This is a genomic window from Haloleucobacter albus (assembly GCF_052492075.1).
In genome coordinates, this window is record NZ_JBQWAS010000019.1 from 1 (window position 1) to 14,739 (window position 14,739).

Below are 14,739 nucleotides of genomic sequence, written 5' to 3' on the forward strand. Positions count from 1 at the left end.
CGATCATGGTGTATCACTTCCTGCAACTCATCATTGTGGGCTTCATCGCCGGGCGTCATGCCTCCCGCGCCGACATGCTGGAGGCCATTGAGGAAACCGCAGCCGAAGAGCCTGCACTGTTGCCCGATGAGACGAAATAGGGGCATTGTGCGCCCCCGCAGCGCTGGTGCTGTACGTGCCGGCCTGCTTCAGAAAATGGTGAAGTGTGTGAGCGAAAAGCTGAAGCTCATTCTGGCCTCTGGTTCGCCGCGTCGGCTGGCGTTGCTCAATCAGGCCGGGATCACGCCTGATCTGCTGATGCCGGCAGATATGGATGAAACGCCGGAGCGGGGCGAATTGCCGCGCCGGCTGGCCCAGCGTCTGGCGACGGCCAAGGGTGAACTGGTTGCCGCGCGTGCGCGTGAGGCCGGAACGCCGGGGCTGGTTCTGGCCGCAGATACGGTGGTCGCCGTCGGGCGGCGCATTCTGCCCAAGCCGGATATTCAGGAAGAAGCAGATGCCTGTTTGCGCCTGCTTTCAGGGCGTGGGCACCGGGTTTATACGGGCATCTGCCTTGTGGATCAGAATGGCTACAGCCACACTCGGCTGGTGGAAACGCGGGTGCGCTTCAAGCGGCTTTCCGGCATGGAACTGGCGGATTATCTGGCTTGTGGAGAGTGGCGTGGCAAGGCTGGCGGCTATGCCATTCAGGGCATAGCGGGCAGTTTTGTACTGAAGCTGGTGGGCTCCTACACTGGCGTGGTGGGGCTGCCCTTGAGTGAAACCGTGAGTCTGCTGGCTGGCCAGGGCTATGATGTGCGCGCGGGCTGGGCGGGGTGTGCGACATGAGCGGTACGACAGACAAGACACAGGAAAGCCTCACCGGCCGGCCATGCCCGATTTGCGGCAAGCCGGGCGTGCATGCCTATCGTCCCTTCTGCTCAAAACGATGCGCGGATGTGGATCTGAACCGCTGGCTCTCCGGCAGCTATGCCATACCCGTTACAGAAGAAGAGGATGAGGACGGAGAGCGCCCGGTGGAGCGCGCTCCGGTTCGTTATCGTTTTTCTGAAGATTAGGCGGCTTTTCCAGGCTGATTGAGGATGAGGGGCCTCCATCAGCGCCGTGTAGAGCGCTCTGCGCGCGCACGAATCTCTCGCAAGGCCGTACGCGTGGCGAAGAGCAGGGCCGTGCCAACAAGGGCAAGCGCAGCGATGACGGGCAGATGATCTGTCACCCCGCGCATCAGGAAGCCCGCAGCAGAGGCGCGCTCCACACTCACCACCATGGCGACCACGCCAATGGCCAGCATCAGGGAGAGTGTGAGCATGGCCTGTGTCACGGCATCGCCCGCCTTGTGAGCACGCAAGGCACGCGCCAGAGTTTCCGGATCTGCCGGGGAATTCATGGATGCGCCCATATTGTGTCCATAGGTGGAAAGATCAGCCTCCCACACCCGGTTGGTTTCTGCACCCTGAGCATGGCCATGAAGACCTTTGTGGGCACCATATGTGCCAAACATGCTGGACGGTGTACCAAAGCGGGACATGCTGACCTCACACGAAATGGCAGCACTTCGAAATCAGAAAAACGAATCACTCCTGCGCTGCGCATTCAACAATGGCGGCGGACTGTGGCTGCTCCGCAGCTGCACTTCGGCAAAACGTGGCGGTATCATGGCATCGACTTCGGCGGGCAGGGTTTTCCCCGCTATGCCGGCTCGGGCAGGACTGTGTCTGCGGGGCGCCAGCCCATGTCGACATGATCTGGCTCGGCTTCCACCCGTTGCAGCCAGCGCCGCGTGGCGGGGAATGTCTCAAGGGAAAAATCGCCATCTTCGGCCATATGGGTGTGCGCGTAGAGGGCGATATCCGCCACTGTCAGGGTTTCGCCGACAAAAAAATCCCGGTTCAGAAGGTGGCGTTCCATGGATTTGAGAGCGGCATAGCCTTCCTCCATCCAGCGGTCCACATCATGGGTGCGCAGATCTCGTCCGCCCCGAACCTGGCTTAGCCAGAAGCGCGCGGCGGCGATGCCGGGTTCATGGCTGTTCTGCTCGAAGAACATCCAGCGCAGGGTTTCGGCCTCATCCAGCGGGTTGTCCGGCAGGAAGGGGGAGTTGCGCGCGAGATAGAACAGAATGGCGTTGGATTCGGCCAGATAGCGCCCTTCAACAGCCAGCAGTGGCACCCGGCCTTCCGGGTTGAGCGCCAGAAATTCCGGGGTGCGATTCTCTCCGGCAAAAATATCGACATCCACCAGCCGGAAGGGGCGGCGGAGTTTCGCCAGAAGCAGCCGCACCTTGTAGGAGTTGCCGGATGACTGTGAGGAATAAAGGGTCAGCACCGCGCATGATCTCCAGAACGGGCCTAGTGCCGCTTTTGTGAGCATGTGGCCCAGAATGCCGGAAAGGCAAGATGGAAGCACCTTCCCCTTTCGTTTCTCGTTGTATCAGGCAGATGTTGGGCCTGAGGACGGGGTGTGTGAGCGGAGAAGAGTTATTCTGAACCGTGATTTATGCAGAGTTCTGCCTTGTTCCTGGCCAGTGGCTGCACTATCGTCCGCCCGCACCGGATTCCGGTGCCCAGCGTTCAAGTCACATCAGCGCCCGAAAGCTGAGGCGGAATTGCCGCAGATGGGAAGGGCGCGTCTGGAGCAGCAAGGCCATGAGCCTCATTTCGTCCGCGCTGAAGCGCATCAAGCCGTCCCCCACCATTGCCATCTCCAACAAGGCGCGGGAACTGAAAGCGGCCGGGCGTGATATCATTGCCCTGAGCGCGGGCGAGCCGGATTTCAACACCCCGGACAATATCAAGGAAGCCGCCATCGCCGCTATCCGCCGGGGTGAAACGAAGTATACCGCTGTTGACGGTATTCCCGAGCTGAAGAAAGCCATTTGCGCCAAGCTGAAGCGCGACAATGATCTCGACTACAAGCCGTCCCAGGTGTCTGTTGGCACGGGCGGCAAGCAGGTGCTGTTCAACGCCCTGGTCGCGACCGTTGATGCGGGCGATGAAGTGCTCATTCCTGCGCCTTACTGGGTGAGCTACCCGGATATTGTGGAATTCTGCGGCGGCAAGCCGGTGCCTGTGATGACGCGTCTTGAAGATAACTTCAAGCTGCGCCCCGAGGTGCTTGAGGCGGCCATCACGCCCAAGACCAAGTGGCTCATTTTCAACTCGCCGTCCAACCCCTCGGGCGCAGCTTACAGCCATGATGAGCTGAAGGCGCTGACCGATGTGCTGCTGAAGCATCCGCATGTGTGGATTCTTACAGACGATATGTACGAGCATCTCGTCTATGACGATTTCAAGTTCGTCACGCCGGCACAGGTAGAGCCGCGCCTTTATGACCGCACGCTGACCATGAACGGCGTCTCCAAGGCCTATTGCATGACCGGCTGGCGTATCGGCTACGTGGCCGGCCCGGAGCAGATCATCAAGGCCATGGGCACGTTGCAGTCCCAGTCCACCTCTAACCCTTGCTCCATTTCCCAGTGGGCGGCGGTGGAAGCGCTGAACGGGCCGCAGGATTTCATCGCCAGCAACAATGCCGTGTTCAAGGGGCGTCGTGATCTGGTGGTGTCCATGCTGAATGCCGCCGAGGGGCTGACCTGCCCGACGCCGGAAGGGGCCTTCTATGTGTTCCCCTCTTGCGCCGGCACCATTGGCAAGAGCACGCCGGGCGGCGTGAAGATCACCGATGACGAGGTGTTCGCCACTCAGCTTCTGGAATCTGAGGGCGTGGCGGTTGTGAATGGCTCAGCCTTTGGTCTGGGTCCGGCCTTCCGCATTTCCTACGCCACCTCCACGGAAGCGCTGGAAGAAGCCTGCAAGCGCATCCAGCGTTTCTGTGCAGCGCTGAGCTGACAGCTTCACTGAACTGAGTAGAAAGCGCCGATTTCTCCCCAGAAATCGGCGTTTCTTCTTTTTGTTGCCCGGAAAGTGGCAAATTCTGCGGTCAAGCCTGCGCTTGTGGGCCGAATCCGGTGCGGGCTTATGCGGCCTGTCATCCAATCCTCCTAAAAAGCGATTGGCTGTCACTTCAAGGAGCAATCATCATGAAGACCCTGTTTAAGGCAGGATGTATTGCGGGCGGTCTGCTCGCTGTTGCTGCGCTTCCGGCGAGTGCCGCATCTGGCGTCGCATCTCAGGATCGTGCGCAGGTGGGGCGTCTGGAATGCCAGATGGCGCCCAATGTTGCCTTCGTGATCGGTTCGGAACGTGATCTGAGCTGCACTTTCCTGTCGAACGCCCGTGGCGCGAAGCCTCAGACCTATCAAGGCGAAATGCGTCGCTTCGGTCTTGATATCGGCTTCAATGGCAAGGGCAAACTGGTCTGGAACGTGCTGGCGCCATCTTCAGTTATGAAGAATGATAGCCTGCGTGGCACTTATGTGGGCGCATCCAGCAATGCGTCTCTGGGGAATGGCGTTGGCGCCAATGTGCTGCTTGGTGGCAGCAACAACACCATATCGTTGCAGCCGCTTTCCATTCAAAAGCAGACCGGCGTCAATCTGGGGCTTGGTGTCTCCAGCCTGTCGCTGCGCTGAAAACCGGGGCGTTTGCAACGCCCCACCCAAGCGTCACATACGGGCAACGCGTCGCGAAAAACACTTTATTAACCTGAATAGAGTATTGCGCGCGCGCCAAGGTGCTCTTAGGTGACCCTATCGCCTTACAAAGGGGGATTCCATGCGTACCTTCTCTGGTCTTCTGGGCCTTGCCGCCATTGCGGCTGTCTCCGCCACCCCGGCCGTCGCTGCCGATCTCAGCACCACGCGCCAGGCTCCGGCCGCTGCTGCGCCGCAGGCTTCGGTGGAAGTGGGCGTGCTGGTTTGCAATGTCGAGCCGTCTGTCGGCCTCGTCATCGGCTCTGTCCGTAACCTCACTTGCGAGCTGCGCTCTTCCGCTGTCCAGCCTTATGGCGTGATGGGCAACTACAAGGGCACCATTTCCCGCCTCGGCGTGGATATCGGCATGACCACCGGCGGCACGCTGGCCTGGAGCGTGTTTGCGCCCACCAGCAATGTCGGCACCGGCTCCCTGTCTGGTAACTATGTCGGCGTTTCCGCCAATGCGGCCCTGAATGTGGGCGGTGGCGTGAACGTTCTGGTTGGCGGCTCTCGCAATTCCATCTCTTTGCAGCCGCTGTCTCTGGAAGGCACTTCCGGTGCAACCGTGGCTGCGGGTGTCGCGAATCTGCGTCTGGAGCCGATGGCAGCACCTCGTTACACGAAGTGATCTGATTGTCGCGCAGGGTTGGGGTAGAATGTGGTCATGATCATGTTCCGCCCCGTCCTGTTCGCGACAGCAGTGGGTCTGTGGTCGGCTTCGGTTTCTGCTCAACAGGTCGAAACCGTTGCGCCACAGGACTCGGTGCCCCAAAATTTGCCGCAAATCAATGTGGCTCCAGATCCGGCCCCCCCGGCTGTGCGGTCTGCTGTTCCTCCTGTGCCGGAGGCGCCTGAAGGGGCATTGCCGCAGGTTGCGGCGGGCCTGCTGGAATGTCGTGGCGAGTTCGCTACGGGAACGGGCTTTGGCTCGATGCGGCGTGTGCGCTGCGAATATCGCCCCACAGGTGGGCGCAATCACTATTATACGGGCACGCTTGAGCGGGTGGGGCTCGATATCGGCATCTCCGATCAGGGCAGCATGCTCTGGGGGGTGGTTGCCACCTCTCCCACGCTGGAGAAGGGGGCCTTGGCCGGCACCTATGTGGGCTTCACATCGGGCTTTGCTATCGGGCCCGGTTTTTCGGCTAATGTACTGGCCGCCAAGGATGCGACCCGTCAGGTAACCTTGCAGCCTGTCAGTATCTCTTCAGATAGCGGCCTCAGCCTTTCCATTGCCGGCGTGACACTGATCCTTGAGCCTTCAACGGCGGGGCTGGCTGGAGATCCGGTACCTCAGCGCTGAGGCGGAGGCGACCTCATCTGTATTTTTTTCGGGAGTGTGACTTTGATGCGCTTGACCCGCGCGGGTCTGGGACGCATCGTCCAGCCCGGTAGCCGTTATCGTGTTCGGATGGCTGAATTATCAGAAGTGGAGAGGGTCATGGGGAATCGGGCGCACGGCACTTTCGGGAAGACCGTCACACGCGCTGGATTCGCCGGCTTTGCGGCAGCCCTCGGGATTTGTCTTCTGGGCGCGGCGCCTCAGGCGCAGGCTGCCAATCTGCTGGAAAAGAATTTCTGGCTTTCCGGGCCGAATTTTTCGGGCAAAGTGCCGTCTTGTGATGAGCCCAGCGCTCTGGGCCTGATTGCCCAGCGTTTTTCGGAGACGGAACGCCGTTTCTGGGCTTCGGACCTGTCCATTTCCGAATTTGGTCCGGTGAAGGAAATCGCCTTCCGTCCGTGGGGGCCAGCCTATGTGCCAACCCGTTATTGCAGCGGCACGGTTGTTACCAGCGATGCGCGCAAGCGCTCCATTTATTATTCCATCGTGGAAGATGGCGGCTTCATCGGAGCATCTTGGGGGGTGCGCTGGTGCATTGCGGGTCTTGATCGCAATTATGCTTATGCGCCGGGATGCCAGATGGCGCGTCCGTGAGGCAGACCTGTCGCCGCAGGGGCCTGAGCATCATGCAAAAGGGCGGGCATTGGTTTGGGCGTTCGCGCGCATCCATATGCCGTGACGCAAGCAAAACCATGTGGAGGCTGCTGGTTTGTGGCATGGCTCTGCTGGGAAGCTCGCCTGTCTCCGCTGAGCGGCGTGATGTGTCAGGCCAGTTCGATTTTTATGTGCTTTCTCTCTCCTGGTCGCCCACCTATTGCGAAGCGCAGGGCGAGAAGGCGCATAAGGATAGGCAATGTAACCGCGAACGCCCCTATGCCTTTGTCGTGCATGGGCTGTGGCCGCAATATGAGCGTGGCGCGCCGGCAAATTGCATTTATCCGGCTCCTTATGTGCCTAACGGCACCTTGAATGCGGTGATGGACATTATGCCCAGCAGGGGGCTGGCGATCCATCAGTGGCGCAAGCATGGCACCTGTTCCGGCCTGAGCTCGGAGCGTTATTTCGATAAGCTGCGCGCTGCGCGCGAGCATGTTGTGGTGCCAGCGCAGTTCCAGCGGCTGGAGCAATATCGCACTCTCTCACCAGATGAATTGGAGGCGGCTTTCATGGCCGCCAATCCGGGCCTGAAGCGCAACATGATCTCCGTCAGTTGCGACAAGCATCGTCTGCGTGAAGTGCGCATTTGCATGAGCCGGGATCTTGCCTTCCGTCCCTGTGGCGAAGTCAACCGGCGCACCTGCCGGTTGAACCGCATGGTGATGCCACCTGTGCGGGCCAGGGGCGAGCCGCCATCTTCCAGCTGGTTGCCAAACTGGCTTCCCAGCTGGTGATTGCCACCAGGCTCCCCACCCTTTGGTGCAGCCTTTGCTGGCGCGCCGCATTTTCGGGTTGCTGACATGAATTATCGCCACGCTTTCCATGCCGGCAATCCGGCCGATGTCATGAAGCATGCGGCATTGGCGCGGGTGCTGGCTTATCTGGGGCGCAAGGATGCGCCCTATCGGGTGCTGGATACGCACGCCGGGGCAGGGCTTTATGATCTGGCCGGCTCCAGTGCTCAGCGTACGCTGGAGGCTGAGGCGGGCATTGAACGGCTGCTCGCGGCAGAGTTGCCGGCTCCAGCCGCTGAACTCCTCAGCCCCTATCTGGAAGCCGTGCGGACCCTGCGGGTGGATGGCGCGCAGCTTTATCCAGGTTCTCCCGCGCTGGCGCTGGCGCTGTCACGTTCGCAGGATCGGTTCATCTTCTGCGAATTGCATCCCGAGGAACGGGCGCGTCTGGAGAAGCGTCTGGGTGATGACCCGCGCGCCAAGATCATCCAGCAGGATGCCTATCAGGCGCTGCACGCCCATCTGCCCCCGCGCGAGCGGCGGGGCCTTGTGCTGGTGGACCCGCCCTTTGAGGAGGCGGGGGAGTTTCATCGCATGGTCGAGGGGCTGGAGGCAGCTTACCGTCGTTTCGCGACGGGCATTTTCATGCTCTGGTATCCGATCAAGGATCTGAAGGCCGTTGACAGTTTCTGTCGGCAGGTCGCGCATTTGCGCTTGCCCAAGACTTTGCGGGTGGAGCTGGATTTCGCCCAGGTTCGCAGCCTCAATACATTGTCGGGCTCAGGTCTCATTATCGTCAATCCGCCCTTCACGCTGGCGGAGGAATTGCGCACCATGTTCACGGCTATTGCGCCGCTGATGGCGCGGGATGGCAAGGGCCGGGTGCGTGTATCCTGGTTGACGGGAGAGCGTTAAGGCCACCTTGCGGACCTCGTGTTCCGCATTGTAGCCGGATGAGGGGCGCGTGCGTAAAATTTCACTGAAGTGGATACCACTTCGTGTGGAAACGTGCGACCACACAAGGTGTTGAGGCGTTGCCCGTGTTTCGTGTTCCACGTTTCTCGGTCTGCGGCGCTTCGTCTGCCTCCTAGCAATCGGGTGTCTGCCATGCGTCTGCGTTGTTCCCTGACTTCTCCCTTTGCGCGCAAGGTGCGCCTTGCCGCTGCGGTTCTTGGCCTGCCGCTTGAACTGGAACTGGCAGATACGCGCGACCCTTCGGATTCCCTGCGCCAGCAAAACCCGTTGGGCAAAATTCCGATTCTGCTGACGGACAGTGGTGAGGCGCTTTACGATTCCCGCGTCATTCTGGCCTATCTGGATTTGCAGGCCGGTGGCGGGCGTTTGTATCCGGCTGCCCCGCGTGAGCGCATTGAGGTCATGCAGCGTGAAGCGCTGGGAGATGGCCTGATGGATGCGGCCGTCATGATGTTCTATGAGCGCCTCTGGCGCCCGGAAGAGCTGGTTTTCCAGACATGGCTGGACCATCAGCACGGCAAGGTGACGCGCACGCTGGAGATGCTGGAGGCCAACCCGCCGGCAGAGCGTGAGCAGGTGGATGCCGGTGATATCACGCTGGCATGCGCGCTTGGTTTTCTGGATCTGCGTTTTGCGGGGGCATGGCGGGCGGGTCATCCGCGCCTTGCCGCCTGGCAGGATCAGTTGGCCGCGCGGTGCACGGGCTTTGCCGAAACGAAAGCGCCGGACGCCTGATTTCGGGCCGCTACCCTATATGCCTCTCACGGAGACGCCCTTTCCATGAAAACGCCCTCCACCCTGTTGGTGAAGAATGCGCTTGTGCTTGTCACCATGGATGGCGCGCGTCAGGAGATTCCGGGGGGAGGGCTTTATGCAGAAGACGGGCGCATTGTCGCCGTGGGGCGGGCGGAAGATCTGCCCGCCAGCGCGGATGAGGTGCTGAATCTGGCGGGCCATGTTGTTCTGCCCGGTATGGTGAACACGCATCACCACATGGTGCAGAGCCTCACCCGCGCTGTGCCCGGCGCGCAGGATGATGAGCTGTTCCAGTGGCTACGGACGCTCTATCCGCTCTGGCAGGGGCTGACGCCGGAAATGGTGGAAACCGCCACCCTCACAGCCATGGCGGAACTGATCCTTTCCGGCTGCACCACTTCATCGGACCATCTCTATATCTATCCCAATGGGGTGCGGCTGGATGATTCCATCCGGGCAGCCCGGCAGATTGGCATGCGTTTTCATGCCGCACGCGGGGCGATGAGCCTGGGGGAAAGCAAGGGTGGGTTGCCGCCGGATCGGCTGGTGGAAGATGAGGGCTTCGTGCTGCGCGATGCCGAGCGGCTCATCAACAGCTTTCATGATCCGGCGCGTTTTTCCATGCTGCGTCTGGTGGTTGCACCATGCTCGCCCTTTACGGTGAGCGAGGATCTGATGCGCGACAGCCTGAAGCTGGCTCGTCGTGCGGGCGTGATGCTGCATACGCATCTGGCCGAGAATGATAGCGATGTCACTTTCTCTCACCAGACCTTCGGCAAAGGCCCCACAGAATATGTGCGGGATCTGGGCTGGGTGGGGCAGGATGTGTGGCATGCCCATTGTGTAAAGCTGGACGAGCCCGGCATTGCGCTGTTTGCCCGTACAGGAACCGGCATTGCGCATTGCCCCTGTTCCAACATGCGTCTGGGCTCCGGCATTGCGCCGGTGAAGCGCTTTCGTGCAGAGGGTGTGAAGGTGGGGCTGGGGGTGGATGGTTCCGCCTCCAATGATGGGGGGCACATGCTGGGTGAGGCCCGGCAGGCCATGTTGTTACAACGCGTGGCCTCTGGGCATGATGCCATGAGCGCCCGCACGGCGCTGGAGCTGGCCACGCTGGGTGGCGCCAGTGTGCTGGGACGGGATGATATTGGCGTGCTGGCCCCGGATATGGCAGCGGATTTCGTGGCTTTCGACATGTCCGCTCCCGCTTATGCCGGGGCCCTGCATGATCCGGTGGCGGCGCTGGTGCTGTGCAGCCCGCAGCAGGTTTCTTTTAGTGTTATCAATGGGCAAGTGATTGTGCGTGAGGGGCGCTTGCAGACGGTGGACCTGCCCGCCATCACGGCGCGCCACAATGCTGCGGCGCAGGAGTTGGCGCGGCTGGCGCTCGTTTGAACGAGATCTAGCAGGGGGCTTGCAACCTCTTCATGCCCGGCCCCTGTTGCTGCGGGAAAGCTGTGTGAGGGGGCTTTCCCCTTACTCCCGTCGCCCCCATATTGATGGAATGGCCAAAGCATCCCGTCCCGGAAAGCTGGGGGAGCGATCCCAGCGACATTTCGAGCCCGCGCCTGAACAGGTGCTGGACCCTGCGCTTGCGAAATCCCTGGGGCTGGACCCGAAGGATCTGACCCTTGCCACGGCGTCTTCCGGGGCATCCGCCACGGTGGCGGCGCTCTCGAGCCTGATCGAGAATGGACGGCCGGAGGTTGATGGGCAGGTGTGGGTGCCACACCGGCCAGAGCGCCCGGAGAAATCCGAAGGCGGCGTGCGCTTCACCATGAAGAGTGATTTTGAACCGTCTGGCGACCAGCCACAGGCGATCGCCGAGTTGTGCGCGCAGGCGCAGGAGGGCGAGCGCGATCAGGTGCTGCTGGGCGTTACCGGATCGGGCAAAACCTTCACCATGGCCAAGGTGATTGAAACGCTCCAGCGCCCGGCCATCATTCTGGCGCCGAACAAGACGCTGGCGGCCCAGCTTTACGGGGAGTTCAAGAGCTTCTTCCCCGACAATGCGGTGGAGTATTTCGTTTCCTACTACGATTATTACCAGCCTGAAGCCTATGTGCCGCGCACGGATACCTATATCGAGAAGGAATCCTCCATCAATGAGCAGATCGACCGCATGCGTCATGCGGCGACCCGCGCCTTGCTGGAACGAGACGATGTCATCATCGTCGCTTCGGTTTCGTGTATCTACGGTATCGGTTCGGTCGAGACCTATTCGGCCATGACCTTTGACATCAAGGTGGGGGATCAGCTCGACCAGCGCCAGTTGCTGGCGGATCTTGTAGCGCTGCAATACAAGCGCATCCAGGCTGATTTCGGCCGCGGCACCTTCCGGGTGCGTGGCGATGTCATCGAGATCTTCCCAGCCCACTATGAGGATCGCGCCTGGCGCGTCTCGCTGTTTGGCGATGAGGTGGAGAGTATCTCGGAGTTCGATCCGCTCACCGGTCAGAAGAGCGGCGACATGAAGAGCGTGCGTGTCTACGCCGCCTCGCACTATGTGACCCCGCGCCCGACCCTGATTCAGGCCATTTCCGGCATCAAGGCCGAACTGAAAATGCGGCTGGAGGAGCTTTATGGCATGGGCCGCTTGCTGGAGGCCCAGCGGCTGGAACAGCGCACCCGTTATGATCTGGAAATGATGGAGGCGACAGGGGCTTGTGCCGGCATCGAGAATTATTCGCGCTGGCTCACGGGCCGAAAGCCGGGCGAGCCGCCGCCGACCCTGTTTGAATATGTGCCCGACAACTCCATGGTTTTCATTGATGAAAGCCATGTCACCGTGCCGCAGATCGGCGCGATGTATCGCGGAGACTTCCGGCGCAAGGCGACGCTGGCAGAATATGGCTTCCGCCTGCCCAGCTGCATGGACAACCGCCCGTTGCGCTTCGAGGAATGGGAGGCGATGCGCCCGCAGACGGTGCATGTTTCCGCAACACCGGGCCCATGGGAGATGAACCAGACCGGCGGCGTGTTCGTCGAGCAGGTCATCCGTCCCACCGGCCTGATTGATCCGCCGGTGGAAGTGCGCCCGGCACGCACGCAGGTGGACGATTTGCTGGGCGAGGTGCGTGCGGCGGCGGCCAAGGGTTATCGCACGCTGGTGACGGTGCTCACCAAACGCATGGCGGAGGACCTGACCGAATATCTGCACGAAAATGGCGTACGCGTGCGCTACATGCACTCGGACATCGACACCATTGAGCGGATCGAGATTATCCGCGATCTGCGGTTGGGTGCGTTTGATGCGCTTATCGGCATCAATCTGCTGCGTGAGGGTCTCGATATTCCCGAATGCGGGCTGGTGACAATTCTGGATGCAGACAAGGAAGGCTTTCTGCGCTCTGAAACCTCACTGGTGCAGACCATTGGCCGTGCGGCGCGAAATGTGGATGGCCGGGTCATTCTCTATGCCGACCAGATCACCGGCTCCATGGAGCGGGCGATGGCGGAAACCAGCCGTCGCCGCGCCAAGCAGGTGGCTTATAATGAAGAGCATGGCATCACACCGGAGAGCGTGAAGAAAGCCATCGGCGATATTCTCAACTCGCCCTATGAGCGCGACCATGTGCAGGTCGATACGGGCCTGATGGAGGAGGGCGCGGCCGTTGGTCACAATCTCAAGAATGTGATTGCCGATTTGGAGAAGCGCATGCGCGCCGCTGCCGCTGATCTCGATTTCGAGACCGCCGCCCGGCTGCGTGATGAAATCCGCCGGCTGGAAGAGACGGAACTGGCCGTGGCGGATGATCCACTGGCCCGGCAGGAGGAGGTTGAGGACCGGACCGGGGGCTTCAAGGGCGCGCGCAAATATGGTCGCGCTGCCAATACACCGCCCAAGGTCGCGAAAGGGTCTGCCGTGAAAGGCACGCGCCGCACGGCCGCTGCGGATGAGGCTGATGAGGGCTTCGGCGAAGAGCAGGCCGGATATGCCGCCTCTGGGAGTGCGGCCCCGAAAAGCCGGGCGCACAAGCCCTCTCTGGATGATATGGGGCCGGGCAGTGATCGCGTCGTGCCGTTAGCCGGGGATGAGTATCGCCCCGGACCTCGGCCAGACCCGAAAACAAAGGGCTATCGCAAGGGGGGGCGGAGGAGCCGTTAGGCAGCTTTGCCGCCACCCAATTGCAAGTCAGTGTGGCACAGGGGTGCCTTCCAGCTCGGTGTCCTCAATAGGGTTTCCGAGATGGTAGGCGAAGTGACGCACGGCCGTGCCATCCGCGCTGGTCTCGCAGCTATAGGAGAGATGATACCAACGCCCCCTGCTGCGCACGGCTGCCCCCGGTGCGTTGATGGAAGCCTCGCTCATTTTCGGATCGGAGAAGGCATAGGCGACAAGGCTGTCGGGGCGCATGTTCCTGTGTTTGCGGCTGATTTCGCCCATCGCCTCGGCATTGCAGCGCTGTTCCACCCGCTCTGAAGGGGACAGGCGCAGGATCATCGGGTCCGGGCGCGGGGCTGCCAGTGCCGCGGTTCCGCAAAGACCGCCAAAAGCGACTGTAGTGCCGAGCATGAGTGCCATGCGGGCGGTGGTGAGAGACGGTGGAAAAGGTGTTTTCACAGGTGATGAATCTCTGGGCCGGGCATCTTTGGCCATATGGTTTGGGAAGAGATTGAGCCTGCTCTTCAGGCATGTGCAGCAGGCTTCTTGGCTCCGCTTGTTAGAAGCAGCTTGTGGCGGAGATGAGGTTTCGCCCACACTGGCTGATATTGGTGAAACGGCCTGTGAAACAGTCCCGTCTGGATACAGGTTCCGATACGGATCATGTCATGACTGAAGAGACTTCCCATATCGCCATTTTCGCCCTTCAGGGGGGCTCGCGCGTGCAGATGCAGGGCCTGCTTCACAGGGCTGCGGAAAATATGCGGGCTGCGGGCCTGTATGTGCTCGGTGCTGTGGAATGCGTAAGCGAGGGCATGGAGGATGATGCCGTGCGCTTGCTGAATCTGGCCAGCGGTTCTGCCAACGCGCTGCATCAGAATCTTGGCGCCGGTGCAGCAGGGTGCAGCCTGGATCAGGAGCGGCTGGTCAATGTCTGCGCCGAGGTGGAGGCGGCTATAGCCGCCCGCTTGTCCGAAGGAGGGAGTGGGGCGGATACGGTGGTTGTTCTCTCCAAATTCGGTCGTGAAGAAGCTGAGGGGCGGGGGCTGACGGGTGCTTTTCATGCTGCCGTTTCGGCGGAGCTGCCGGTCTTGACGGCTCTCTCTCCCAATGCGGAATGGGCATGGGAGGGTTTCGCTGAGGGCATGGCGGAGCTGGTGCCCGTGATGGATGCGGAAGGAGCCGTCGGGGCTGCGGAGGATTGGTGGAGGTGCGCGCTGCCACAAGGCTGGCCGGGCACGAATCGTGAGATGGCGAAAACAGATGCCATTGGCGGGTAGGCGGGCTTGGCTATCACAGTTGCCTGCATTCGGAGGCGGAAAAAGCTCACGAAGCGGTGTTCCTTGAGGGGAAGGAACGGAATGCGCTTCCGTCTGCGGAAATTATGGTCTAAGGAAACACCCCAATGGTTCGCTTCACGGATGTGCGCGGATGTTTCAATGTGCCGCACCATATTCGTCGGGAAGCGACGAACCTTTAATGCCTCATGGGGCGCGTTGATCCGCGGCCCTTTTTTTACGCCCGGTGCGTGACATCTGTCATGCAGAGCGGATGGCGGGTGGTGCATCGCGACCGG

16 protein-coding genes are annotated in these 14,739 nt (G+C 61.0%); 13 read left to right on the top strand and 3 right to left on the bottom strand.

What is annotated here, in order from left to right:
- Nucleotides 1–207 precede the first annotated feature (207 nt).
- Together ACT6QH_RS03375 and yacG are read left to right on the top strand one after the other, a co-directional pair.
- On the top strand, nucleotides 208–828 hold the full coding sequence (locus tag ACT6QH_RS03375) for a Maf family nucleotide pyrophosphatase (RefSeq protein ID WP_444973407.1): 621 nt from the start codon (nucleotides 208–210) through the stop codon (nucleotides 826–828).
- Nucleotides 825–1,058 carry a DNA gyrase inhibitor YacG gene (gene yacG / locus ACT6QH_RS03380; RefSeq protein ID WP_444973408.1) on the top strand — a complete coding sequence of 78 codons (234 nt, stop codon included), beginning with the start codon at nucleotides 825–827 and terminating at the stop codon, nucleotides 1,056–1,058. The genes ACT6QH_RS03375 and yacG overlap by 4 nt, the downstream gene beginning before the upstream one ends.
- 38 nt (nucleotides 1,059–1,096) lie before the next feature.
- Here yacG and ACT6QH_RS03385 read toward each other — a convergent pair whose 3' ends face one another.
- Nucleotides 1,097–1,528: a hypothetical protein gene (locus ACT6QH_RS03385; RefSeq protein ID WP_444973409.1), complete on the bottom strand. Its 432-nt coding sequence runs from the start codon at nucleotides 1,526–1,528 to the stop codon at nucleotides 1,097–1,099.
- A 161-nt stretch (nucleotides 1,529–1,689) separates the two neighbouring features.
- Nucleotides 1,690–2,370, bottom strand: coding sequence for a glutathione S-transferase family protein (locus tag ACT6QH_RS03390; RefSeq protein WP_444973527.1), 681 nt, complete (start codon nucleotides 2,368–2,370; stop codon nucleotides 1,690–1,692).
- 275 nt (nucleotides 2,371–2,645) lie between these two features.
- Between ACT6QH_RS03390 and ACT6QH_RS03395 the strand changes: the two genes are divergently transcribed.
- The 10 genes from ACT6QH_RS03395 to uvrB all read left to right on the top strand — a co-directional run bounded on the left by ACT6QH_RS03395 (nucleotide 2,646) and on the right by uvrB (nucleotide 13,166).
- Nucleotides 2,646–3,848, top strand: a complete 1,203-nt coding sequence (locus ACT6QH_RS03395; RefSeq protein ID WP_444973410.1) for a pyridoxal phosphate-dependent aminotransferase — start codon at nucleotides 2,646–2,648, stop codon at nucleotides 3,846–3,848.
- 191 nt (nucleotides 3,849–4,039) lie between these two features.
- Nucleotides 4,040–4,531: a DUF992 domain-containing protein gene (locus ACT6QH_RS03400; protein ID WP_444973411.1), complete on the top strand. Its 492-nt coding sequence runs from the start codon at nucleotides 4,040–4,042 to the stop codon at nucleotides 4,529–4,531.
- 142 nt (nucleotides 4,532–4,673) lie between these two features.
- Nucleotides 4,674–5,222, top strand: coding sequence for a DUF992 domain-containing protein (locus tag ACT6QH_RS03405; RefSeq protein ID WP_444973412.1), 549 nt, complete (start codon nucleotides 4,674–4,676; stop codon nucleotides 5,220–5,222).
- A 42-nt stretch (nucleotides 5,223–5,264) separates the two neighbouring features.
- Nucleotides 5,265–5,897, top strand: a complete 633-nt coding sequence (locus tag ACT6QH_RS03410; RefSeq protein WP_444973413.1) for a DUF992 domain-containing protein — start codon at nucleotides 5,265–5,267, stop codon at nucleotides 5,895–5,897.
- 138 nt (nucleotides 5,898–6,035) lie between these two features.
- On the top strand, nucleotides 6,036–6,530 hold the full coding sequence (locus ACT6QH_RS03415; RefSeq protein WP_444973414.1) for a hypothetical protein: 495 nt from the start codon (nucleotides 6,036–6,038) through the stop codon (nucleotides 6,528–6,530).
- Between the two features lie 122 nt (nucleotides 6,531–6,652).
- Nucleotides 6,653–7,327: a ribonuclease T2 family protein gene (locus ACT6QH_RS03420; RefSeq protein WP_444973415.1), complete on the top strand. Its 675-nt coding sequence runs from the start codon at nucleotides 6,653–6,655 to the stop codon at nucleotides 7,325–7,327.
- Between the two features lie 66 nt (nucleotides 7,328–7,393).
- Nucleotides 7,394–8,242, top strand: a complete 849-nt coding sequence (locus ACT6QH_RS03425) for a 23S rRNA (adenine(2030)-N(6))-methyltransferase RlmJ (RefSeq protein ID WP_444973416.1) — start codon at nucleotides 7,394–7,396, stop codon at nucleotides 8,240–8,242.
- A 192-nt stretch (nucleotides 8,243–8,434) separates the two neighbouring features.
- Complete coding sequence (locus ACT6QH_RS03430; protein ID WP_444973417.1) at nucleotides 8,435–9,037, top strand: glutathione S-transferase N-terminal domain-containing protein; 603 nt, start codon at nucleotides 8,435–8,437, stop codon at nucleotides 9,035–9,037.
- Nucleotides 9,038–9,082: 45 nt separating this feature from the next.
- Nucleotides 9,083–10,453 carry an 8-oxoguanine deaminase gene (locus ACT6QH_RS03435; protein WP_444973418.1) on the top strand — a complete coding sequence of 457 codons (1,371 nt, stop codon included), beginning with the start codon at nucleotides 9,083–9,085 and terminating at the stop codon, nucleotides 10,451–10,453.
- A 109-nt stretch (nucleotides 10,454–10,562) separates the two neighbouring features.
- On the top strand, nucleotides 10,563–13,166 hold the full coding sequence (gene uvrB, locus ACT6QH_RS03440) for an excinuclease ABC subunit UvrB (RefSeq protein ID WP_444973419.1): 2,604 nt from the start codon (nucleotides 10,563–10,565) through the stop codon (nucleotides 13,164–13,166).
- 27 nt (nucleotides 13,167–13,193) lie between these two features.
- On the opposite strand, the gene ACT6QH_RS03445 is transcribed toward uvrB, so the two are convergent.
- The gene (locus ACT6QH_RS03445; protein WP_444973420.1) at nucleotides 13,194–13,622 is read right to left on the bottom strand and encodes a DUF930 domain-containing protein; all 429 of its coding nucleotides are present in this window, start codon (nucleotides 13,620–13,622) and stop codon (nucleotides 13,194–13,196) included.
- A gap of 209 nt (nucleotides 13,623–13,831) precedes the next feature.
- Between ACT6QH_RS03445 and ACT6QH_RS03450 the strand changes: the two genes are divergently transcribed.
- Nucleotides 13,832–14,443: a DUF2478 domain-containing protein gene (locus ACT6QH_RS03450; RefSeq protein WP_444973421.1), complete on the top strand. Its 612-nt coding sequence runs from the start codon at nucleotides 13,832–13,834 to the stop codon at nucleotides 14,441–14,443.
- Nucleotides 14,444–14,739: the final 296 nt, after the last annotated feature.